The organism is Pseudoalteromonas sp. (genome assembly GCF_018402495.1).
Taxonomy (GTDB): domain Bacteria; phylum Pseudomonadota; class Gammaproteobacteria; order Enterobacterales; family Alteromonadaceae; genus Pseudoalteromonas.
The window spans coordinates 435,573-460,356 of the sequence record NZ_JAGYIU010000004.1 but is presented as its reverse complement, the minus strand read 5'-3'; the positions used below and the strand labels follow the sequence as shown (position 1 = coordinate 460,356).

At 38.6% G+C, this 24,784-nt stretch carries 17 protein-coding genes and 3 tRNA genes; 9 read left to right on the top strand and 11 right to left on the bottom strand.

Annotation, left to right across the window (positions count from 1 at the left end; translation table 11 throughout):
* Position 1 precedes the first annotated feature (1 nt).
* From KG708_RS14505 to KG708_RS14475, 7 genes are all read right to left on the bottom strand, one after another.
* Positions 2-3,112 (bottom strand): efflux RND transporter permease subunit, encoded by a 3,111-nt coding sequence (locus KG708_RS14505; RefSeq protein WP_213610908.1) that lies wholly within the window; start codon positions 3,110-3,112, stop codon positions 2-4.
* The gene (locus KG708_RS14500) at positions 3,109-4,305 is read right to left on the bottom strand and encodes an efflux RND transporter periplasmic adaptor subunit (protein ID WP_213610906.1); all 1,197 of its coding nucleotides are present in this window, start codon (positions 4,303-4,305) and stop codon (positions 3,109-3,111) included. The genes KG708_RS14505 and KG708_RS14500 overlap by 4 nt, the downstream gene beginning before the upstream one ends.
* 5 nt (positions 4,306-4,310) lie before the next feature.
* Complete coding sequence (locus tag KG708_RS14495; RefSeq protein ID WP_213610904.1) at positions 4,311-5,711, bottom strand: TolC family protein; 1,401 nt, start codon at positions 5,709-5,711, stop codon at positions 4,311-4,313.
* Between the two features lie 197 nt (positions 5,712-5,908).
* Positions 5,909-6,685, bottom strand: a complete 777-nt coding sequence (locus tag KG708_RS14490) for a transporter substrate-binding domain-containing protein (RefSeq protein WP_213610902.1) — start codon at positions 6,683-6,685, stop codon at positions 5,909-5,911.
* Positions 6,686-7,158: 473 nt separating this feature from the next.
* Positions 7,159-7,234, bottom strand: a tRNA-Phe gene (locus tag KG708_RS14485).
* 195 nt (positions 7,235-7,429) lie between these two features.
* A tRNA-Thr gene (locus KG708_RS14480) sits at positions 7,430-7,505 on the bottom strand.
* A gap of 72 nt (positions 7,506-7,577) precedes the next feature.
* A tRNA-Phe gene (locus KG708_RS14475) sits at positions 7,578-7,653 on the bottom strand.
* Between the two features lie 306 nt (positions 7,654-7,959).
* On the opposite strand from KG708_RS14475, the gene KG708_RS14470 reads away from it, so the two are divergent.
* Positions 7,960-10,731: an ATP-binding protein gene (locus KG708_RS14470; RefSeq protein WP_213610900.1), complete on the top strand. Its 2,772-nt coding sequence runs from the start codon at positions 7,960-7,962 to the stop codon at positions 10,729-10,731.
* Positions 10,732-10,795: 64 nt separating this feature from the next.
* On the opposite strand, the gene KG708_RS14465 is transcribed toward KG708_RS14470, so the two are convergent.
* Both KG708_RS14465 and mutY read right to left on the bottom strand, forming a co-directional pair.
* The gene (locus KG708_RS14465) at positions 10,796-11,068 is read right to left on the bottom strand and encodes an oxidative damage protection protein (protein WP_013464143.1); all 273 of its coding nucleotides are present in this window, start codon (positions 11,066-11,068) and stop codon (positions 10,796-10,798) included.
* A 33-nt stretch (positions 11,069-11,101) separates the two neighbouring features.
* Positions 11,102-12,163: an A/G-specific adenine glycosylase gene (gene mutY / locus KG708_RS14460; protein WP_213610898.1), complete on the bottom strand. Its 1,062-nt coding sequence runs from the start codon at positions 12,161-12,163 to the stop codon at positions 11,102-11,104.
* A 150-nt stretch (positions 12,164-12,313) separates the two neighbouring features.
* Here mutY and trmB point away from each other — a divergent pair, with 150 nt between their 5' ends.
* The 4 genes from trmB (at position 12,314) to arcA (ending at position 17,226) form a co-directional block, all read left to right on the top strand.
* Positions 12,314-13,039 (top strand): tRNA (guanosine(46)-N7)-methyltransferase TrmB, encoded by a 726-nt coding sequence (trmB, locus tag KG708_RS14455; protein WP_024601262.1) that lies wholly within the window; start codon positions 12,314-12,316, stop codon positions 13,037-13,039.
* Between the two features lie 36 nt (positions 13,040-13,075).
* Positions 13,076-14,101: a methyltransferase gene (locus KG708_RS14450; RefSeq protein ID WP_213610896.1), complete on the top strand. Its 1,026-nt coding sequence runs from the start codon at positions 13,076-13,078 to the stop codon at positions 14,099-14,101.
* Between the two features lie 183 nt (positions 14,102-14,284).
* Positions 14,285-15,889 (top strand): ATP-binding protein, encoded by a 1,605-nt coding sequence (locus tag KG708_RS14445; RefSeq protein ID WP_213610895.1) that lies wholly within the window; start codon positions 14,285-14,287, stop codon positions 15,887-15,889.
* A 620-nt stretch (positions 15,890-16,509) separates the two neighbouring features.
* Entirely contained in the window at positions 16,510-17,226 is a 717-nt protein-coding gene (arcA, locus tag KG708_RS14440) for a two-component system response regulator ArcA (RefSeq protein WP_008110444.1), read from the top strand.
* A gap of 7 nt (positions 17,227-17,233) precedes the next feature.
* On the opposite strand, the gene arcB is transcribed toward arcA, so the two are convergent.
* On the bottom strand, positions 17,234-19,552 hold the full coding sequence (arcB, locus tag KG708_RS14435; RefSeq protein WP_213610894.1) for an aerobic respiration two-component sensor histidine kinase ArcB: 2,319 nt from the start codon (positions 19,550-19,552) through the stop codon (positions 17,234-17,236).
* Positions 19,553-19,748: 196 nt separating this feature from the next.
* On the opposite strand from arcB, the gene folE2 reads away from it, so the two are divergent.
* The 4 genes from folE2 to KG708_RS14415 all read left to right on the top strand — a co-directional run bounded on the left by folE2 (position 19,749) and on the right by KG708_RS14415 (position 23,139).
* Positions 19,749-20,669 carry a GTP cyclohydrolase FolE2 gene (gene folE2, locus KG708_RS14430; protein WP_213610893.1) on the top strand — a complete coding sequence of 307 codons (921 nt, stop codon included), beginning with the start codon at positions 19,749-19,751 and terminating at the stop codon, positions 20,667-20,669.
* Positions 20,670-20,770: 101 nt separating this feature from the next.
* Entirely contained in the window at positions 20,771-21,367 is a 597-nt protein-coding gene (locus tag KG708_RS14425; protein WP_213610892.1) for a DUF2726 domain-containing protein, read from the top strand.
* 110 nt (positions 21,368-21,477) lie between these two features.
* Positions 21,478-22,185, top strand: a complete 708-nt coding sequence (gene mtnN / locus KG708_RS14420) for a 5'-methylthioadenosine/S-adenosylhomocysteine nucleosidase (protein WP_213610891.1) — start codon at positions 21,478-21,480, stop codon at positions 22,183-22,185.
* Positions 22,186-23,139: a cobalamin biosynthesis protein gene (locus tag KG708_RS14415; protein WP_213610888.1), complete on the top strand. Its 954-nt coding sequence runs from the start codon at positions 22,186-22,188 to the stop codon at positions 23,137-23,139.
* Between the two features lie 49 nt (positions 23,140-23,188).
* On the opposite strand, the gene tyrS is transcribed toward KG708_RS14415, so the two are convergent.
* Positions 23,189-24,388, bottom strand: a complete 1,200-nt coding sequence (tyrS, locus tag KG708_RS14410) for a tyrosine--tRNA ligase (protein WP_213610886.1) — start codon at positions 24,386-24,388, stop codon at positions 23,189-23,191.
* Positions 24,389-24,784: the final 396 nt, after the last annotated feature.

Here is a 24,784-nt window from a genome sequence, read left to right as displayed (position 1 = left end):
CCTAATCGCTTTTAATCCTTTGCCCTTCTAATTTAAACCAGCCTTGAAAACGAGCCATCAGCATATAATTAACAGGGACCAATAACAGAGTTATAAAAGTAGCAAATATAATTCCAAAGCCTAAACTAACGGCCATAGGAATTAAAAACTGCGCTTGCGTCGCTTTTTCAAATAACAGCGGCATTAAGCCTATAAACGTAGTTAAGCTGGTGAGCATAACGGGGCGAAAACGCGCCACGCCAGCGGTTTTAACAGCTTCCATTAAATCGAACCCTTCACTGCGCTTTTTATTAATAAAATCAACTAATACTAACGAGTCGTTCACCACGACCCCAATTAGCGCGAGCATTCCCAGCAAACTCATAATGGTGAGCTCCATAGCCATGATCCAATGGCCAATTACTGCGCCAATCATGCCAAAAGGAATAATGCTCATCACCACCAGTGGCTGTAAGTACGATTTAAAGGGAATTGCGAGCAACCCATAAATGACAAAAAATACAAATACCATGCCCCACAATAACGAACCAAATGATTCGCGCTGCTCTTTGGCTTCGCCTTCGAGTGAATGACTAACACCTGGGTATTGTTGTACCAGCTCATCTAAATACGCTTTTAAATCGGCTTGCAACACCGTCATATTGGTATCGGTTTTTTCTACGTCCGCAGACACATTAAGTGTACGGTATCGATCAATACGGGTAATGGTTGATGGGCTTTGCCCCGGCACTAAAGTGGCTACGTGTGATAATGGCACTCGCCCACCATTAGGCGTTTGTATTAATATATCTTTTAAATCAGCCACTGAGCGCCTTTCATCTATAGGTAAACGCACCATAACGCGCACATCATCACGGCCACGCTGAATACGTTGCACTTGCACACCAAAAAACGAGTTGCGTACTTGTCTAGATACATCCACTCTATTTAACCCTAGTGCAAGCCCTTGCTCCGTTATCTCTATTTGTAATTCTTCTTTGCCATCAGACATACTATCGGCAATATCAAACACGCTTGGGTAAGTAGCTAATCGTTGTTTAACTTGCTCAGCTACGGTTTGTAGTGTGGTAATGGAATTGCCCGATAACTGAACATCAATTGGGTTTGAACTTCTGCCTATTTCAGCTCTAAATGTGACGCTTTCAGCACCAGGGATCACCCCAATTAACTGCCGCCACTCTTTTACCAACTCACGCGAACCAATATCTGACTCTCGCTGTTCTGCTGGAGTAATTTCAAAACGCACACTACCGGAATTAGCTGCACCGCCTCGCCCGCCAGTGCTGGCTAAAATATTTAAAATAATACTTTCGCCAGTTTCTTCATCTTGATACTTACGCTGCAGCTCTCTGGCCTTATCTGACATATCAATAATATATTTATTAGTCACCTCAAACGGTGTTCCCGCCGGAAAAGTTAAACTAGCCCGTACAGTTTCGCTGGGGATACGAGGGAAGAAAATAAATTTAGTCCAACCGCTGGTGATCATGGTTAAAATAATTAAAAACACGCCCATAAATAAACTAACTGTGGCTAGTTTATTACGCAGTGCTAAGCCGAGTACGGGTTGATAATATTTTAAAATGGCATGTTCAAAACCATCAGCAAAACGTTGTTGAAGTTGCTCTAATTTAGACCCTTCGCCTTTTTGCTGGCGCAGTTTGATATATTTTAAATGCGCAGGCAGCACAAATTTAGACTCAATCAACGAAAACAACAGTACCGGAATAACCACGACCGGTATTTGCGCAAAAATAGCACCTCGAGCGCCTTCTATAAAGGCTAACGGCAAAAATGCCGCCACTGTGGTTAACACCCCAAATGTAACTGGCGTGGCAACTTCTTGGGTTCCTTTTATAGCCGCTTCTTCCCCCGATTTAGCGGTTTTTAAATGGGTGTAGACGTTCTCTCCGGTAACAATAGCATCATCAACTACAATCCCAAGTACCAATATAAAGCCAAATAAGCTGATCACATTAATGGTGACACCAAAGGCAGCCATTGCCATAAATGCGCCCATAAATGAAACTGGAATACCAATAAATACCCAAAATGCGATAGCGGGTCTTAAAAATAAAGTGAGTAAGCCAAGTACTAATATACCGCCTTGTAAAGCATTGCTGGTTAAAGTTGCAATACGACTTTTCACCACTTCTGAGTCATCGTCCCAGTAGCTTAAATAAAATCCTTGCGGCAAGTTTGCCTGTTGCGTTTTTATATAACTTTTTACTGCGTCAGCCACTTCTATCGCACTTTGTGGGCCAATGCGGTAAACGTCAATAAATGCCGCCTGTTTGCCATTAAAGCGGGTACGTACTGGTGTTTCTTCAAAATCATCATTAATGCTAGCAATATCACGTAGGCGAATAATGGTGCCATCGGCTTGGTTTTTTATCACAATGTTAGCAAATTCATCTTTACGATAAGCTTGCCCTTTTGAGCGGATAAGTACATCGCCCCCCTCTGTTTTAAGATTCCCTGCAGAAATATCAGCGCTTGAATTAGCGATAGCGTTAGATATTTGCGCCAAGGTTAAATCGTATTGGCGCAAAGTATCTTGGCTGACTTCAATGGCCAACTCATAGTTACGCACGCCACTGAGCTCGACTTGAGTGATTGCGGGAATACGCAATAATTCATCGCGTACTTGCTCAGCATATTCTAAGGTTTCTTTTTCGTTGTAGTCACTTGCAACAGTAACGGCTATTACTTCGCGTTTACGCTGAATTAAGCCTATTACTGGTTTTTCTGCATCGGCTGGAAAAGTGTTAATGGCATCAACCCGACTTTTAATATCAGCTAGCAATTCACGTTCATCGTAACCGCTATCAACTTCAACGCTCACTTGCGATGAGCCCTCAGATGAGCGACTTGATATTTGCTTAATACCTTCAAGATCTTGTAATGCTTCTTCAATTCGTATGGTGACCCCTTTTTCAACATCTTCAGGGGTTGAGCCACGTAAACTCACACTAATATTAATACGATCCGAAACAAACGAAGGAAACACTTCTAAAGGTAGCTTTGAAGATAGGCTAAATAATCCACCCAACACAATACTGATAAGCAGTAAGTTAGCTGCCACGTGGTTACGAGTAAACCAAGCGATCATGGCTGCTCTCCTCGTTTTTGTGCTTTAGCAGTAGCTCCCATTATCTGCACTGGCGTACCTGAACTCACTTGACCCAGTGGTGTAAGCACTAACTGACTGCCAGCTTCGAGGCCCTCACTTACTATGCTTTGCTGTGCATTTTGCCATGCTAAGGCAATATTTTTGCGCTGTAGTGTGCCGTTTTCAACCACATAAACATAACTACCTTGATATATCGCGTTATTAGGAATAACAAGTACCTGAGGAGCGACTTTGCCATTAATTTTAGCTTTAACGTATTGCCCTATTTTTACTGGGTATTGATTATCTTTGGTCGATTTATAAGGATCATTGATTTTAGCCACAACGTATAATTGCTGAGCGCTTTCATCTATTGCACCTTCGGTACGAATTAGTTGGCCTTGCCATTGTTGCTCACCAATTAAATCAGAAGTAAAGTTAACCACTGAGCCGCTCAGGTTCTTAGCTCCATCACGGTATTGCTCTGGTAAATTAATAAAAGGCAGGTCTTTATTTTTAATGGGTAAACGTATTTCTACACTGTCGGTGGCATAAATTGTTGCCAACTGCATGTTGTTAGATACCACTTGCCCAAGATCAACACTTCGATTGAGTACTCGCCCAGCATAAGGGGCTTTAATTTTGGTTCGCTCAAGATTTAATTGCGCCTTCTCTAGCTGTGCCTTAGCGGATAGTACTTGTGCTTGTGCCGCTGCTAGCTGCGGTTTTCTCAGCACTAAAATACTCGGTTTAGACTCATTGCCTAATCGCTGCCAATCAGTAAGCGCTTGGCGTCCTCGCGCTTGCTCTTCTAATAGATTTTGCTCGGCATTGAGTAAACTAGCTTGTGCTGATTTAACTTCTGCTTTTAAATCACGGTCATCAAGTTGAAGTAGCACATCGCCTTTGTCAAAAAAGCCACCTTCGCGAAACTGCTCATTTATATCAATAATTTGCCCCGAAACTTGGGCCACTAACATACTCTGAGTACGTGGTTTAACCGTACCAAAACTGTCAATTTCAACAGGGTAATCGATTAACTGAAGAGGTTTTACCGCTACATTAATTTTCGCTTTTGGCGGTGAGGCAAAACGTGTCGCTTTTGGTGGATTTTCCTTGATAAACACCACTAAAAACAATGTAACTATTATGATAACAGCGGGAACAATGATTTTTTGTTTATTGAGTTTCATATTGCTTATTCATCCTGTGCGGATAGTGATTTTGCAAAATCGCCACCAAGGGCAACATGTAAATTGATTCGATTTGTGAGTAATTGATTTTTTATTTCAATCAATGAACTTTGTGCATCAAATGACCTCGCTTGTGCATCTAATACCGTGGTGTAGCTCACTAAACCACTTTGATATTGCTCAAACGATAGTTGCTCTGCCGCTAAGGCGTTATCTTTTGCCTGCAATGTACTGTGATAACGTGCTTTTAAAGACTGTTGCTGGGTAATGGCATTTTCAACATCACCAAATGCATCGTATAGAGATTGCAGGTACGCTTGCTCTTGCTTTTGCGTTTGTAAACTGGCAATTTCCTCGTTAGCAGCAAGTCGCCCACCGTCAAAAATAGGCGCTGAAATACTACCGATTAACGACCATGCTAAGCTGGATGCAGAAAATAAGTCGCTCACTCTGTTAGTGCTGTCGCTTAAACCTGCGGCTAAATTTAAACTTGGAAAACGTTGTTTATGGGCATACGCAAGTGAAGCGTCGCTGGCTAATAATTGATACCAACTAGCACGTAACGCAGGTTTACGAGTAATAAGCTCTGAAGGTAAACCAAGAGGAATATCGTCATCAATAACAGGTAAGTCATTATTCGCCTTAAATACCCCTTTTGGATATTCGCCCAATAAGCGCTCAAGGCTGCGTGCTGCTTGAGTTAAGTTTGCTCTTTGGGTTGCGATACGAGAGCGTTCGTTATTTAACTCATTGCGCGCTAAATAAACATCTAACGCTTCATTTAAGCCTTGACGATAACCCGATTCAATAATATCGAGATTTTGTTTGGCATTAGCTTCTCTGCGCTTAAATAAATCAAGTAATTGCTCTGCACTAATTAGGTTAAACCAATTTGTAACCACATCAGCAATAAGTTGCTGTTTTGTTTGCTCATAACGTGCCTGCTGAGCAAGGTAGTTAAGGTTATCTCTGCGTTTTGCATCTGAGAGTTTACCCCATAAATCAATTTCATAACCTAGCTCTAACGATGCAGAGCTTGCGTTATTATAGCTAACGGGGCGATTATTTTTAGTACGCCCTACTCGCGATGAAATATCTAAACTGGGCCATAAAGCAGACCCAGCAACAATTAATTGTTGTTTTTGTATTTCTACATCAAAACGGCTTTGTAGTAGCTGTTGATTATTTTTAAGCGCTTGGGTAACTAACTGTTGTACGGTCGGTGAAGCTAATTGGTTAAACCAAGTATCATTCACGGCAACCACTGATTCAACAGTCGCTTGTTGCCACTGAGCAGGAAGCGTGCTTAGTGCTTGCTCACGCTGCTGCGAGTTTAAGTTACTCGCACAACCACTTAGCAGCAAAATACTTAATGCCAACAAAGATGGCTTATATTGCCAAATCATATTTAAACCTGATTAATGCTATTTATGAATGTTATTCAAGCACTTTAGTCAGTTTTGCTCAATTGACTTTACATAACATTACATATGTTGATTTTCCAAGTGTGCAAAATCAATCTGTGCCCTTGCAGTCGTAAATGAGAAATTTTTAACACAACTAGCGTCAGGTTTGCCCCTCACATTAATTACATATTATGGTATTAATTCAATTGATATTCAGACTGTGCAACATCAATAGGAAAATGGGCTTGTAGTATTTTTGTATATTCTCCAGAGCGTTTTAACTCAGCCAATCCATTATTAAACTCTTTCATCAGTAATTTAGAGGTAGGATCTTTTTTTGAGAACAATAAATACATTGGCCTTAATTCTAGCGCAGGCATTAAGTAGTCAATCTCATTTATATACTCAGGTAGGCGTTGCTCAATTAAATAAAGGCCATTGAGCCTATCTGCAGGAACTAAATCCACACGCCCGAGCGCCAACATTTTAAATGCCTGTTCATCATGAGCTACATTTATATAGGTAAATTCACTTTCTTGAAGCCCTTTAGGCTGTATGTAACCTTGCACTAAACCAAGTGTAAGTTGTTTATTAATAAGCTCTTGATAGTCTGTGGTCTGTATTTCGTTATTCTGACGTTTAAAAAATACAATTTCATTTGAATACAATGGCTGTGAATAATAAAAAGACTCGGCTCGCTCTTGAGAATACCACCCCCCCACAAGCGCCACATAATGAGCATTAAGGCTTTCTCGATACGCACGAGCAAAAGGCAGAAAATCAATAGTTATGCTTATTCCCCGCGCTAAAAAAGCTTGACGAACAATTTCACTCACTGGGCCTTGCTTTACCAGATCGTGAGCATAATGAGGATAATAATCACTGCTTGCGAGTAATATTTTAGTCTCTTTCGCAATTGCATTTTTGCATGTGAAAATTAATAAAAACAGTAGTAATAGTCTTAATAGCAACATGGTAAAAAGCCAATTTTTGTTGCTAAGTGTGGCACAAAATTTAATAAAAGCTAAAAGTTATACCGACTGCATTAAATTAGGGTTCTATTATAGCGACAAAGAAATAAGTCGATAGCAAGGCGAAATTATGACACGGTGTTGTTCTATATAAATAATTTTTACGCTGATAGCGGATTATTTAATACGCTAGAATGATCGTGTTTTTAATAAAGTTGGTATTACCTTGGCAGGTCGTAAAAGCAATACAGTTATAGCGTAAGCATAAACAAAAAAGCCCCGCACAAGCGAGGCTTTGTATAAATGGTGCCTCGACCCGGCAAAAAATTGTCAGGAACAATTTTTAACATCTAAAAGATGGCCCGAAGGGGAAAATACAAGGATGTATTTTATAATCGAACGAAGTTTGATGCCGAACAACAGTCCAGCCAAATTCAAAAACAAAAAAGCCCCGCACGAGCGAGGCTTTGTATAAATGGTGCCTCGACCCGGAATCGAACCAGGGACACGAGGATTTTCAATCCTCTGCTCTACCAACTGAGCTATCGAGGCACTAAACAGTGCAATAGTTAAATTAACTATTTAAATAAATGGTGCCGACTAACCGAGTCGACGGGTAACTTGAATATAGACTACTGATTATAGTTTCTTTTTCTAGTTACATTATAAATGGTGCCGACTAACCGAGTCGACGGGTAACTTAAACAGACTACTGATTACAGTTTCTTTATCTAGTTACATTATAAATGGTGCCGACTAACCGAGTCGAACGGTTGACCTACTGATTACAAGTCAGTTGCTCTACCAGCTGAGCTAAGTCGGCACACTAAACTGTGTGCTATGGCACGTGTAACAATGTTTAATCTTATGATTTAAAACACCATTACTTTAATAATGGTGCCTCGACCCGGAATCGAACCAGGGACACGAGGATTTTCAATCCTCTGCTCTACCAACTGAGCTATCGAGGCACTTAAACAGTGCTAATTAAAAATCTTAACAGATTTCCAATGAAGCTCCCACTTAGCTCTACTGTCTGGCTATCTGGGCGTGCGGCGTATTAAACGAGTTTTGACCTTACAAGTCAACTTTTTTTTTATTCTTTATAACCGTTTGAGCGGTTTTCAAACAACTCAAAGTTATTTTCACCAATGCAGTTTATTTATCAAGCAATAAAGCTAAAAAAACGTAGTGAATTATTTTTTTTAGCTGTTACGATTAGTTTATAACTTTTGGTAAAGGCTTACCGTTTTAATAATAGGACGACAGTGAAATTCATGCAGAATAAATTTTCCTCAATAATTAAAGGTTTGCTTCCTTTGTTTTTAATTAGCAATATAATAATTGCAACATTATTTGTGACAAGTTTCTCATTTTATTTTAAAAGTACCACCCAAAAAAATGAACTAACTTCAGCAACTTTAATTAAAGAACTGGCATTTCAACTTGAACAACCAATTATTGATGCTTTAACAATATATGGACAGCACAAAGTTAAGAAACTTTTCGATATTGCTACCTTATTAAATGACGATTATGCATTCACACTTCATCGTTTTGACGAAAATAGTAAAGCGTCCCTAGTCTATAACAATAACAATAATGCCATAGCCCCTTTAGCAATGAATAAACATATAAAAGAACGAAATACACTTCATCGGGTTATTACACTAAATGGTCAAGTAATTGCTGAATTAATAATTAAACGGAAGCAACCAACCATAGCTTTATCCAAACATAGTTCAATTTCAGATGCTTACATCATGGCTGTTATTAGTCTTGTTACACTTATTGTCCTTGCATTTATGTTTAATAAATACATAAAAAAGCGATTACGTAACAATACAGATCTATTAATACAAGATCTTAAAACGATCACCGAAAATAATGATTTTCAAAGTACCATCGATGAGCATCTAGGGTGTGGTTTAAAGCCTGTAGCTGAACAAGTTAATGCATTACTAAAAAGCATTAATGTGATGATAGACAATGATCAAGCAGCAAAAAAAGAATTAAAAAAATTACAAACAAGCCTAGAAACCGAAGTACAAAACCGTACATTTGAATTAGAAAAACAAACCCAAAAAGCGTTAAAAGCAAGTGATGCTAAAACTACCTTTTTAGCTATCATGAGTCATGAAATAAGAACACCGATGAATGGCGTAATTGGCACCATTGATTTACTTCGCCAAACAGAGCTTGATGGTGCACAGCAACGTTTAAGTACAATTATTCGTGAATCCGCATTTTCGCTACTAAGTATTCTAGACGATATCTTAGACTTTTCTAAAATCGAAGCAGGAAAGTTAAACATAGACCCTGTTCCATTTTCTGTCTCAGATACATTAGAAGAAGTAGTAAAGGTATTATCGTCGGTTGCAAAAAACCGACACCTAGAGCTAGATTTGTCAATCGCCCCTGATATTCCTAATAACCTTATGGGTGACTCAGTCAGAGTTCGCCAGGTATTATATAACTTATGCAGCAATGCCATTAAATTTACTAGTACCAATACTTCTACCCAAGGAAGAGTGAAAATATCGGTTGAAGTAGCACATAATACAGCCGATCATTTTACTTTACGCTTTTGTGTAAGTGATAATGGTAAAGGAATGAGCCAGTCTCAATTAAGAAAAATATTTAACCCCTTTACTCAAGCTGAAAGCTCAATCACTCGAGAATTTGGTGGTACAGGGCTTGGGCTTTCAATTTGTAAAAGCTTAACCGAGCTAATGCTTGGTAATATAAATGTTACAAGCCATGAGGGGATTGGTAGTGAGTTTACCGTTGAACTGCCTTTTTCAACGGCAGGTAAAACTGAATTTGCTCATAAAAATACACTCAATGGCAAACATGTTGTTGTTGTTAGTGACAATGCTGAACGCGGCAAGGTAATTTATCGTTACTTGTCATTTATGGGGGCTAAAATAACCTATGCCTATGAGCCAAATGATATAGAAGCTCATCAAGACACAAAGGATATTATTTGGGTTGTTGATGGTATTGACGACATGAGCAGTATTAGCACCTTGCTAAGAAGTTTACTTTACTCACTAGAAGATAATAATCAGCAAATGGTGGTATTAAGTAAGCTAGATGAAGCCGTTATTAATCATGAAAATATTTTTTATATTAATGCTTCACCACTGTGTAAATCTAACTTTATGCTTTCAATTTTGGTTGCGGCGGGACTGCATAAACCTAAGCAAATTAAAAAAACTAAAAGTATAAATCATTTCCTAAATTCAGAAGAAGCACTCGCCGCAAATAGGCTTGTATTACTTGTAGAAGATAATTTATTAAATCAAGAAGTACTTACCGAGCAATTACACATACTAGGGTATAGTGTAGAAGTGGCGAATAACGGTGAAGAAGGCATAGAGATGTGGCGTAAAAATAGTTACTCACTTATTCTAACCGATTTACATATGCCGAAAATGTCTGGCTACGATATGGTTGAAAAGATTCGAGAAGAAGCCTCATTACTCGAATCAATCGACGCTCAGCCCTATATTATTGCAGTGACTGCCAATGCTTTAAAAGGTGAACGAGAGCGCTGTTTAGCTGTTGGAATTAATGACTTTATTACTAAACCGATTGAGTTAAATGCACTTGAAGACATATTAAATCAATGGAGTAATTTAGACAGTAAACAGCCAAAACAAATTAGCTCAGCTGAAAAGCCAGTCATGCCTATTAACATGGAGTCTGCCAACAAATATATAAATGGCGATGATGATAAAAAAATTCGCTTCTTTAAAATGTATTTAGAGCAAAGCCAAGAGCAAATCAAATCAATTAACTTTGCGGTACTACAAAAGAGTCAAAGTGAGATTTTAGCTGCCTGCCATCAATTGAAATCTATATCGAAAACTGTCGGGGCTAATATTGTTGCTGATTTAGCGCAGTCATTTGAGGATAAGTGTAAGGCTGATGAAATTAATGCCGATGAGTTAATTGAGATGAGAGATGAGCTCGAAATTGAATACTCAAGAGCAGCACAATTTTTAAAAGAACAAATTACAAACCACGCTCAACAAGATGACTAGATTTAACTAAACTGTTTATAGATATACACAACAAAAAAGGGCTTTTATAGCCCTTTTTTAACGATTATTTTTCTACTGGCTTATAGCCTTCAATCTCAACCTCTTTTCCTTCAAATAAAAAGCCAACCATTTGCTCTTCTAAAAAGGTACGATGTTCTGGGTCCATCATATTTAAATGCTTTTCGTTGATCAGCATCGTTTGTTTATGCTGCCACTGTCCCCATGCTTCTTTAGATATATTATTAAAAATCTTTTCGCCAATTTCCCCAGGATAAAGTTGAAATCCAAGGCCTTCAGCTTCTTTTTGTAACTTTTGACAAAATACAGTACGTGCCATGATTTATTCTCTCTAACGCTAAATGCTGCTAGTTTAACCTATTGGGCTCATTTGTTTAACCAACTTTTTAGTCGGTGCAGCTAAACCCACCTCTATTGATTGATCAAGTGGATACCATATTAATTGCTTGTCGTTCACCACATCAGGGATTTGCTGAACATTGAGCACATGTGGGTTTATGGTTAGCTCAAAATGTGAGAACACATGGCTAAAAGGCGCTAATATCTCAAGCTCACTTTTTAGCCCTTGCTGTGCTAAAAAAGTATCGAGCTCACTGTGCTCATTAAATTCAAAAAAACCAAATAATCCCCCCCAAATGCCACTACTTGGGCGTTTTTCCATAAGTACTTTGTCGTTATGTTTAATAATTAACTGATGACAACTTTTTTTAGGCACTGCTTTTTTAGGTTTAGAATGTGGGAACTCTTTAACCTTACCCGCATTAAAAGCACCACATTGTGTTTTTAACGGGCATGCTTCACAGTCAAAACGACTTCGTGAACAAAGGCTTGCCCCTAAATCCATCATAGCTTGATTAAACTCAGTCACATTATTTTTAGGGGTGAGTTGTTCACTTAAATGCCACAGCTGATTTTCTACCTTTTTGACGCCATACCAACCTTCAACCATGAAAAATCGCGCAAGCACTCTTTTTACATTACCATCAAGAATAGGATGATGCTGCCCCAAAGATAAAGATAAAACAGCACCGGCAGTAGAGCGCCCTATTCCGGGTAAATCCATCACCTCTTCAAGTGTGCTGGGAAACTGGCCTTGATATGTATCTCGCACTATCTTGGCCGTTTTATGTAAGTTGCGCGCGCGTGCATAGTAACCTAGACCAGTCCAGTGATGCAGAACCTGATCTTCATCAGCATTTGCTAAAGCAATAATATCGGGAAAGCTTTGCATAAACTTTTCGAAATAAGGAATAACAGTCACAACTTGGGTTTGCTGCAGCATCACCTCAGACACCCATACTTTATAAGGTGTTTTAGCTAATTGCCATGGCAATGTTTTGCGGCCATGGAGATGATACCAATCAACTACTTGGTTAGAAAACCAATCAGACTGCTGCTTTTTTAAATCCAACATATTTACTTTTTTACTAATGCTTAATGGCGGCTCAGTCTATTGTAGTTGTTGAAAAGATCAAGCTATAACGCCCTAGAGCTTGTCAACCCCTCGCGGGTCAGGGATAATACGCAACCATTTTTAAACACATTGTTTTGTCAGGCCAATAATATGAGTGAATCAAGTAACAACAACCTTGAGCAAGCTAAGCAAGAAGGTAAGTATATCCGCACTATTCGTAGTTTTGTAAAACGCGAAGGCCGATTAACCAAAGGCCAAGCCGCTGCAATCGAAAAATGCTGGCCAACAATGGGGCTTGAGCATAAAAACGGCCTGCTTGATTTAAACGCAGTATTTGGCAATGACAATGATGTAGTGTTAGAAATTGGCTTTGGTATGGGCAAGTCATTGGTTGAAATGGCAAAAAACGCACCACATCTTAACTTTATCGGTATAGAAGTACATCGCCCAGGCGTTGGCGCGTGTTTAATGGATGCCGACGAAGCAGGCGTTACTAATCTTCGTGTATTTGAACACGATGCCGTTGAAGTCCTTGCTGATTGTATAAGTGATGAAAGCTTATCGACCTTACAGTTGTTCTTCCCTGATCCATGGCACAAAAAGCGTCACCATAAGCGCCGTATTGTACAAACTGAATTTGCAGAAAAACTACGTTCTAAATTAAAAATTGGCGGCGTTTTTCATATGGCAACCGATTGGGAAAACTATGCAGAGCATATGCTTGAAGTAATGCAAGCAGCACCTGGCTACAAAAACCAATCAGAGACTAACGACTATGTACCTCGTCCTGATTTACGTCCGCTGACTAAGTTTGAACAACGTGGCCATCGTTTAGGCCATGGCGTATGGGATTTAATGTTCGAACGTACTAAATAACCGTTAATTAAATAATCAAGTAAGGTAAAGCCATTTATGAGCGTATTAACCAATCCGAGCCTATTATTACTTCGCAACAGCGAGGAGCTAAAAGGTAAATCAATATTGGTGGTCAACTTTGTTCAAGATGGCTTTTTAAATGAGCTAATAACGCTCAACCCACAAAGTAAAATAACGGCTTTTAGCTATAACCATGCAAATGGTGAATTTGCTAAAAACATATCGGGTATTAATGTCGAAGTTAATCACACGATTAACGCCGGTGAATATGATTTAGTGATTCTTTATTACCCCAAATCTAAGCCCGAGCTATTAATGGCATTAGACAACATACGTGCAGTGATAAGCAAAGAAGCTGAGCTGCTAGTCGTTGGCGAAAACAAAAGCGGTGTAAAATCAATTGAAAAGCAACTCGCCGGTAAAACGGCGTTTAGTAATAAAATTGACTCTGCAAAACACTGCGTTTTATATTCATTTTCAGAAATAACCCTTAATTCAACATTTGATATTAGTACTTACCACAAAGAGTTTGTGGTAAACGTAAGTGATATTGAGTTTACAGCAATCAGTATTCCTGGCGTGTTTAACCATGGCGCCCTTGATGCCGGCACTAAAATGCTACTAGAAAATGCGCCAAATTTAAAACACGGTAACGTTCTTGATTTTGGTTGTGGCGCGGGGCTTATTGCTACGTTTTTAGGGCTAAAAAATCCGGCTCTCACATTTACATGTAGTGATGTAAGCGCACTTGCTGCCTATGCAACAACACAAACGCTTAAACTTAATAACGTTAAGGGTGAAGCCATACTGAGCGATGGTTTAAACAGCATTGCAGGTAAGTTTGATTTAATTATTAGTAACCCACCATTTCATACTGGTATTGCAACTGACTACACAGTGGCCGAATCGTTTTTAAATAATGCTAAACAGCACCTAACTAAAACAGGTAAGTTAACTATTGTTGCTAATAGCTTTTTAAAATACCCTCCTATTTTAGAAGCCCAATTTGATAGCTATCAAACGGTGTTTAAGAATAATAAGTTTGCTGTATACAGTAGCTAAAACTAATTATTAATCCCCTATCAAAACATAAATATGCGGTATATTAGCCGCATATTTACTTTATGACGTAGATTAACTAAGAATAAATTGTGTAATTAAGCTAATCTTTTTGCTTCACTTTTTCCTGTTTTTGCTAAACTAGTATTTATTACATTCACAATTGACACGGATGACCCTCTCGTAATGCCTAAAACTGAAGAGCAAAATAGCATTCGTAGCATATTATTTAAAACTATCATGCTTATAACAGCCGTCTGCTTGCTATTGTCTCTTTCGATTTCTACCTATCTAAGTGCCCAAGAGCAAAAAAAGCAGCTCATTAGTAAACTTGTTTTGGTTTCAGAGATCATTGCCTTTGATGCAATGCCGTCATTACTTAATAAAAATAGACCTGCAGAAGAAAGGCGGTTAAAGCTTCTTCAACAAGTATCATCGGTTACAAACTTACATATTTATGCGCTAGATGAGCAAACCAATAAACCGGTATTTTTTACCAGTTTTAATGCCCGAAAATCGCCACCTGTCCCCATTAAAACAGACAGCATTAATGACTTTACTGAACCGCAAGTTAGCGATGAATATATTGAATACATTACGCCAGTTCTCAATAATGAACAGTTACTAGGTTATGTATACATAAGAGGCAGCTTGGATGATTTAAATGAGCTTATTACTAAAAAAATTATCATCGATATTGCTATTATGGCTTTAATACTCATTTTTATATCTTTGATTATTTTAAGACTACAAAAAAAGATCGCCAGCCCCATAGAAAACTTAAGCTTGTTACTGCAAAATATAGCTAAAAACCATAACTACTTCGCTCGCGCGCCTTTAACAAACTTAACTGAAATAACTCGACTATCCAATAGCTTAAATGTAATGCTAGCGCGAACACAAAAACAAATAGAGCGCCACGAAGAAGATAAAAAAGAAATTAAGCTACTAAACTCAAATCTTGAAGAAAAAGTAAGCCAACGAACCATAGCGCTCAGAGAAGCAAATAAAGAGCTGTTATCTACACTTGAAAAAATGCATCAATACCAAACTCAAATTGTCGAAAACAAAAAAATGGCTTCATTAGGGCAAATGGTGGCAGGTGTAGCTCATGAGGTAAATACCCCTATAGGGCTTGGGATCACCGGTTCTACTTTACTAAGGGATAAACTCGCGGAGCTACAAATTAACTTTCAAAATAAGTCATTGACTGCAAGTCAATTTGAGCAATTTACTAACGATGGTATTGAAAACTTAGACCTCATCTACAGTAGTTTAAACCGTGTGGCAGATCTCATTTCTAACTTTAAAAAAGTAGCCGTGATCAAAGATGATGAAATCACTAGCACCGTTCACTTACAGCAGCTCATAAACGATACATTATTGTCTATGGGGCAAGAGTTGAGAATAAAAAACCCTAAAGTTCTTATAAATTGTCCAGCAGATTTAACCGTTGAAAGTAAAAAAGAGCCACTGCAGCAAGTTTTCCATCAACTAATTTTAAACTCCCTACTACACGGATTTGTAGCTGGCGGTGACAATATAGTGCAAATTGATATTGTGGCAACAAAAACAAAAACACAAATTACCTACACCGATAACGGCCTAGGCGTTGAGAGCAATATAAGAGCGAAAATTTTTGACCCCTTTGTTACTTCAAAACGCGGCCAAGGAGCCAGTGGTTTAGGCATGCATTTAGTCTATAACTTAGTAACGCAAGCGTTAGCTGGAGAAATTATGCTAGATACTGAGTACCAATCAGGCGCACGATTTATTATTACATTATTTTAAAAATATGAAATAAAATTTTTATATGCGCTTGAATTACAACTTTATGGCCATAATTAAATACCACTAACTAAATTGTTGTACTATTAATGCTTAATTTTCACACTATTAATGAACTTTATTACCTTTAACATATCTCATAGATTGAGGAAAAGTTGTAAAGTGATATAATTTCGTTTTGAATTAGTCTGATTATTTTAAGTATCTTTAGGTGGTTGATGGATGTATCAATTATTAAAGGGAAATGGCTTCGACTTTATAATTCAAATTATACATCCAACGTTAAGTATCAATTAAGCCGCGGTTTTTAATAATACGTCAAAGTAGGTTTGGGCGCGCAGCTGTTTTTATCTAATTTGTTTTGTACCAATTCACTTAATTAAGTGAGCTATTTTAAGAGTGGGGAATCACGTCGATAGCAAAGAAAATTTTATTATTTAGTTGTTCTAAGTGAAGAATTTTTAACGCAGCTAGCGCCTGATTAGCCCCCTCAGAATGATTTAGCATTATTGCGGATTGGTATTACTTGTTAACATTTTGATATAATCCTATAATTCTAGTTGTCGGTACTGATAAATACGCCGATTTATAAATAAAACACACTCCAAAAAGGTTAATTAAAAATGCAAACGCCAGTCATTCTGATCGTAGAGGATGAAGACGTAACTAGACTAAACCTCGTTAGTTTATTTGAAGCCGAAGGTTACAAAGTTATTGAAGCCATTGATGGCGATGATATGCATGATAAGCTTACAAATAACGATGACGTCAATCTTGTAGTTATGGACATCAACCTGCCAGGTAAAAACGGGCTTATTTTAGCTCGCGAATTACGCCAAAAACGCAAAGTTGGTCTTATTTTCTTAACAGGCCGTGACAACGATGTAGACCGTATTTTAGGTCTTGAAATTGGTGCTGATGACTATATTACTAAGCCTTTCAACCCGCGTGAATTAACTATTCGTGCTCGTAACTTAATTACGCGTACTGCATTAGGTGGTGAAGAGTCTGCTATTGAAACAAATGGCGTGATCACCTTTAACGGTTGGGAACTTGACGAAAACAGTCGCTGCCTTACTTCTCCAAACGGAGACGCAAAACGTCTACCTAAAGGCGAGTATAGAGCACTGCGTTTAATGCTTGACTCTCCGGGTCGTATATTTAGCCGTGAGCAACTAATTAAGCACATGACTGGCCGAGAGCTTCGCGCTAACGACCGTACGGTTGACGTAACAATTCGTCGTATCCGCAAACACTTTGAAAGCGACAACTCAACGTCTGAGTTAATCAGCACCATCCATGGTGAAGGTTACCGTTTCATTGGTAAAATCGACAGCTAATTAGGTATTACTCTAATTGCTGTAAAAATAAATGAAGGGCCTGTTGTCCTTCATTTATTTTATCCGTTAACTCCTCAAGCCACACAGCTAACACTTCGTTACTTTGCTCCAGCGCCCCATGCTCCATTTGCTTTGCATGCAACTGAACATCATTAAGACCGACCGAACCTGCCGCACCTTTTAATTTGTGCGCAACCGATTTGTACTCTTCTCTATCAGCAGCGTTTAACGAAGCTAATAGCTCTTGTTGGTACTGCGGATTTAGCTTTGCAAACAACTGGCTACTGCGTTTAAATACTTCAACACCCATCGAATTTACAAAGTCTTCAATGGTTTCAACATCCAACAAGTCAGTATTAGTTTGATTTAATAACGCTTGATTTACCACTGGTTGAGGTAGCTCGGTTTGCGATTGCTTAATACCAAAGAGTTCAGCGAGCATATTATCTAACTTGCTGGTGTTTATTGGTTTAGCGAGCGCACCTTGAATAGAAATACCCTCAAGCTCTTCTTCAGCACTGCGTACATTAGCCGTTAATGCCACGATTGGCAGCTGATCAAAATGACTTTGTGAACGAATTTGTCTTGCTACTTCATCACCATTAATATCAGGTAACTGCATATCGAGTAACACTAAATCTAAGTCATCTTCGGTTTCTACAAATGATAAAGCATCTTCACCTGTTTCAGCCCACAATACTTCATGTCCACGTTGCTCCAATAGATTAGTTGCAATTTCAGCGTTAAGCGGCACATCTTCTACCAATAAAATATATAAGCCTCGGCCAACATAACTATGCTCAGTAGGCGCATTGCATAAGCTCAGTGGAATTTGTACAGTAAAGCAACTCCCCTCTCCAGGGATACTATTAACTGTTATTGTGCCCTTCATTGCACTCACTAGCGCTTTGGTCACTGCCAAACCAATACCTGAACCAATCGCATTGGTGCCTTTGAGATCGGGGGCTTTATAATACATATCAAAAATACGTGGGAGCTGCCCTTGTGGAATACCTTCACCTGTATCAAGTATTTTAATAATAAGCCATGGACCACTTTCTCGATTTTCTCTGGCAAAATCTAAAGTAACACTTCCCTGCTGGGTAAATTTAACTGCATTATTAATTAAGTTCCATACCACTTGCCGTAAACGAGTTGGATCAAGCAAAGCGTGTATATCGAGCATCCCTGAACGCTTAACTTCAAACGACAGCTCTTTTTGCTCCGCAATTAAGCCTGCAAAGTTAACCACATCATTAATAAAATCAGAAACATTTACTTCGTTGGCGGCAATATCTAATTGCTCACGATCTATTTTATCTAAATCAATAATATCGTTAAATATATTCCCCAACGTTTCGGCGCTTGAGAACACGGTATTACACCAACTGCGTTGCTGTTTATTTAATTCAGTATCCAATAGCATACGTGTTAAGCCCACAATACCATTTAGCGGTGTGCGTAACTCATGGCTTAGTGTGGCAATAAATTTCCCTTTATCTTTATAAGCTGTTTCCAGTGCCTGTGCTGCTTCTTTACGGCTAGTAATATCGCGACCAAATGCAAGTAAACCAATATAATCCCCTTGTTCATTAATAAAAGGAAGTTTACGCAATTCAAACCACCTGATTTCGCCGTTTACTGAATACTCTACATCTATGGTTAATCCTTGATGAGTACGCTCAACTTTTTCATCGGTTCTGAGTACTTCAGATAAAAAGTGACTTGGAAATATTTCCTCTGCTGTTTTACCAATCAACTCTTTACTCGTTTTACCCATTACCTCTTCAAACATTTTATTACAACCAGCAAATACCCCGTTATTATCGCGGTAATAAAATAAATCTGGTGAGGAATCCACAATTGAGCGCAGTAACATACCTTGCTGCGCCAGCTCTTGCTGGGTTTTTTTACGCTCTGCAATTTCACGCCTGAGCTCTTCTATTGCACGGTGCTTGGCATGAAAGGCCATTTTTCGTTCGTCAATTTCAATATTTAAGCGATTGATATTATCTTTGAGGGTTTGATTTAAAAGTTTTTCTTGTTTTGTGGCACTGTCTAAATAGGCATAAGAGGCATCAAGTTGCCGAATAGAGTTTAATAAAACGCTAATTACCAATGGAGAAACAACTGAGGTAAAAAATACCACCGCAAGTATATCAACTAAGTTCACTTCACCTATGGCAACGTAATAAAACATACTTGATAAAACCAGCGACACCGTCAGCAATAGTGCATAGCAAATAGCGGCAGTTTTAAACTCACCAAAACGAGTTATTGAACTGGAAAGAACCCGAACCCACGGATTCAAAGAAGAGTCAGTCATATATCAGTGTTTCTCTTAGCTAAATGCTTAGTTAAGTATGGTTAAAGGCTAATTTTAGCATTTTCTAGTCACTAATTTCATGTTGTGCGACAAAAACAATAAAATTTCATGCTGGTATTATTTGCTGCATTTCAGCAACCCTTAATTTAGTGTAATATATTGCGTTTTTAATATTGCAAATAACGAGTAACGTATCATGCAAACAACTATGCCAGATATTGCTATCACGGCTGCCGCTTTACAAACAGGTAAATTAGACTGGGTAGGTATGGGCGATATAGAGCTGCCTTTTATTTTTGAATCTCTTGATTTAGCTCCTGTTACCGTTAATGCAAAAGCCCGCGCCTTTGTTAATTTACACAAAGAAGATGCTAAAGGCATTCATATGTCGCGACTATTTTTAGCGCTGGATCACCTCTCAACTGAGCAACAGGTCAACCCACAAACCTTAGCACAAGCGTTAGATACCTTTATCACCAGTCATGAAGGCTTAAGTGATAAAGCACACATTGAATTTAAATTTGAATTGCCGCTACGCCGTAAGTCATTACTTAGTGGCAAAGCAGGTTGGAAAAGCTACCCTATTGTACTTACCAGCACTATCAATCAAGGTGTCATTAGCTTTGAGCTCAGTGTTGATGTGACTTATTCATCAACCTGCCCCTGCTCTGCTGCACTGGCTCGCCAATTAATTCAAAACGCATTCAGCGAAAAGTTTTCTCAAGAAACACTCACTCAATCAGAAGTTTTAGAGTGGCTTGGAACAACTCAAGGAATTGTTGCCACCCCGCACTCACAGCGCTCAATTGCTAATGTTAAAGTAAAGCTTGATCAAAACATTCAAGAGTTTGATGTAGTTAACTTAATTAATTTACTCGAAGATGAGCTTAAAACACCAGTACAAGCTGCGGTCAAGCGTGAAGATGAACAAGAGTTTGCTCGCTTAAACGGTCAAAATTTGATGTTTTGTGAAGACGCAGCACGAAAAATTAAAACAACGTTAGAGTCTAAGCAATTTAGCGATTATTTCCTGCAAATTAACCATTATGAATCTTTACATGCCCATGATGCCGTCGCTATTGCCGTAAAAGGTATTGAAGGCGGTTATAAAGCATAATAGCGCTCATCCCATTCGTTAATAAAATAACCATAACAACTATTTGGGCACATAACTTGCTTTAGAAAAGCAGTGTCAATTTGTTGTTATGGAGTTACCGTATGGAATTCGCTTTATTATTAATATTAGTGCTAGTTGTTGGGGCATCTGTGGTTGCGTCAAAATTTAATGATGACGGCGGAAACCCTTATCCTTTTACTCGTAAGCAAAGTGTATTTACCCAAGTAGAAGGGGCGTTTCTAAATTTATTAGAGCGCGCTGTTGGCGATCAATATAAAATTGTTAGCCGCGTTAAGTTAATTGATGTGATTGACTGTAAACAGGGCCTGTCGGCTAAATCAAAACGTGCAGCATTAGCTAAAGCAAAAAATAAACAGCTCGACTTTGTTTTAGTAGACAAAGAAAAAATGACTATAGTAGCTGCCGTTGACTTAGTTAATAATGCCAACAAAGATGGTCATAAAGCACAGCGCGACTGGTTTGTTAATGGCGCATTAGAAGCCGCTGGCATTCCACATATTCGTATGAAAGTAAAATCGGGTTATCGCCCAAGCGAAGTCCGCGATGCAATTATGTTTAAATTAGGTAAGCCTGTGGCATCAAAACCTTCACGACCCGCTCGTGCTAGAGTTCACAAACCTGCAGTACTGTCGCCCTCTCAAGCAAAGGCACAATCAACTGCTCTTGCTGAAGTATGATAAGTAATTTTTATATAATGCGAGCTTTTTAAGCTCGCATTTTTGTTTGTTTTACCCCATGTTATTTTTTGCAGTATAATCACCGTATTCAAACTCAGGAATTTAACACTATGAATGTTGGTATTATTGGCGCAATGGAGCCAGAAGTTAAAATTTTGCGCGAGGCGATGCAAAATTCACACGTTTTAACCAAAGCAGGTTTTACTTTTTACACAGGCGAGCTTGCAGGCAATACAGTGACTTTAGTGCAATCAGGTATTGGTAAAGTCGCATCAACAATTGCAACCACCTTACTTATTGATAACTTCAATCCAGATTGTGTTATTAACACAGGCTCTGCCGGTGGATTCGACCCATCACTTAACGTTGGCGATGTTGTGATTTCATCTGAAGTACGTCATCACGATGTTGATGTTACGGCGTTTGGTTACGAAATTGGTCAAGTACCACAAATGCCAGCAGGCTTTACTGCTCACCCTAAACTTGTAGAAGCAGCCGAGCAAACAATTGCACAAATTAGCGAAGTAAAAACACTCATTGGTTTAATTTGCACCGGTGACTCGTTTATGTGTGACCCTGTTCGTATTGAAAAAGCCCGTAGTGACTTCCCGACAATGCTAGCGGTAGAAATGGAAGGCGCGTCAATTGCGCAAACCTGTTTTGCATTAAATACACCCTTTGTTGTTATTCGCTCAATGTCTGACATAGCTGGCAAAGAATCTCCGCAATCATTTGAAGAATACTTAGAAACAGCTTCTGTTAATTCATCAAAAATGGTCGTAGCTTTACTTGAGAAGTTAACGGCGGTTACGCTGTAAATGCTCAATAATATTGTTCAAAATCATTTGGACTTTATTGTATTTATTTGTGCGCTCCTAGTAGAGCGCTTTCTACCTTTAGTAAGCTGGTATCATCCTAACCACATACTCTGCGCTATTTTTAGCGCTATAGGCCAGCGCATTTATAATAAAACAGACACCAAGCAGTATCATTATCTAGCAGCCTCACTAGCAAGTACGCTTATACTCAGTGTTATTATAATTATTATCGTATTACTACTCGAATTTGCTTTTTATCCTGAACTGTTATCAGGACTTATTTTATATGTGTGCTTAGAAAACACTAGCCTAAATAAAAAAGCGATACGCATAGCTAGGCTGGTCAAAAAAAATCAAAAATCCACAGCCCGCGAATTATTAAAGCCTTTGGTAGCACGTGAGGTCAAAGCGCTTTCAAGCCTTGGGATCATTAAAGCCGTTATGGAAAGTGTTATACTTAGAACGGCACGTCATTACTTTGTGGTTATTTTCATATTTTTACTCTTGGGCCCCATTGCTGCTCTGGCCTATCGTTTGATCACCTTAATTCAACAAGCATGGCGAAGTAATATTGCCCCCAATAGCTCTTTTTTAATGCCGCTTAAACTGATTATTTTTATTATTGAGTATATTCCCATACGTTTATTCGCGCTGACAATTGCGTCACTAAAAGCCAGTAAAAAAAGCATGCATTATATTAAGCATTATGGCCGACATTTTTATCAAACCAATACAGGCTGGTTACTCAGTACATGCTCCGCCTCTTTGGGGATTCAACTCGGTGGACCGGCAATATACAATTCACAACGCTTTAATAAAATGCGGGTGGGTGTAGAGCGACTTCCTAACGCCGATGACGTACCAAAACTGCTCTATATACTTGATCAAACCCGCTTTTTTTGGTTACTGGTTATTGTTATTCTTGAAATTATTAAGGCTGTTCTCGCTTTTTAAGCGCGCATAAAAAAACCAGCCATAGCTGGTTTTTTCGTAAACTAAAATATTAGGCAATAGTAATGTTTGCAAATTTACGTTTACCTACCTGGTAAATAGCCGTTGTGCCTTTTGCTACTTCCAATTTCGTATCTGTAATTTTGTCTTCGCCGTTTAGCTTTACAGCACCTTGTTTGATCATACGCATTGCTTCTGAGGTACTCGCCACTAGGCCCGCCTCTTTAAGTAAGTTAGCGATTAAAATTGACTCTTCATCAATATTAACTGTCAGCTCAGGAATTTCATCTGGCAGTGCTTTTTTCTGAAAGCGCTGAATAAAGTCATCATGCGCAGCTTGCGCGTCAGCTTCACTGTGGAAACGTGCAATGAGCTCTTTAGCTAATTCAATTTTAATATCCCGCGGGTTTGTACCTTGCTCTACACGCTGCTTTTGCGCTGCAATTTGCTCAATAGAAAGACTACTTAGCAAATCGTAGTAACGCCACATGAGTACGTCACTAATTGACATAATTTTACCGAACATGTCAGAAGGTGTATCTGTAATACCAATATAATTACCGAGTGATTTCGACATTTTCTGAACGCCATCAGTCCCCTCAAGTAAAGGCATCATTAATACGGTTTGTGGTTTTTGACCTTCATCTTTTTGCAGCTCACGACCCATTAGTAGGTTAAAACGTTGATCAGTTCCGCCTAGTTCAACATCTGATTCTAATGCGACTGAATCCCAGCCCTGCACCAGTGGGTACAAAAACTCATGAATTGCAATAGATTGACCGCCAGCATAGCGCTTTTTAAAATCATCACGCTCAAGCATACGTGCCACAGTTTGACGAGCGGCTAATTTAATCATTCCCGCAGCGCCAAGCTTTTCCATCCAAGTAGAGTTAAAAGCGACGGTTGTTTTAGCCGGATCTAAAATTTTAAACACTTGCTCTTTGTAAGTTTCAGCGTTGGCAAGCACGTCATCACGTGTAAGTGGTTTACGGGTTACATTTTTGCCAGTTGGATCGCCAATCATACCAGTAAAATCACCAACTAAGAAAATAACCTCATGACCTAAATCTTGAAAGGTTTTCATTTTATTAATTAGTACAGTATGACCTAGGTGTAAATCTGGAGCCGTAGGATCAAAACCAGCTTTAATTTTTAGCTTTTTCCCCGACTTTAATTTTTCAACCAACTCATCTTCAATTAATATTTCTTCTGCACCGCGTTTTATCTCTGCTAGAGCGGTTTGTAAATCCACTGTGTGTTACTCCAAAAAATTCTGACAACGAAGGGGGGTGAAATATGCTTACGATTTATTGCTAGCGCGTTATCACAAAGCAAATAAAACTATTTAGCTAACATAACAAATTTCCACCTAATTAGAACAACTTTTTTAACTAATCGCAGCACCAACTAAAATGTAGGGCGTACGTCCTAAAAAAGGATATAAACGTGTGATTAATAATGCGCTAAAAGTGTTTACCACAAACTCAAAAAGGTTTGTAAATTAACCACTTTTTGGAATTAAATCGTTTTATAAGCTAATTTAACCTTATGGTGAAAAAGCAAAGTATCCAAGAATATAAAATAGTGTAGTAGTTCAACTTTAAACACAAACAGCCTGAATACCCTGAGATTTTAGCTTAATTTAACT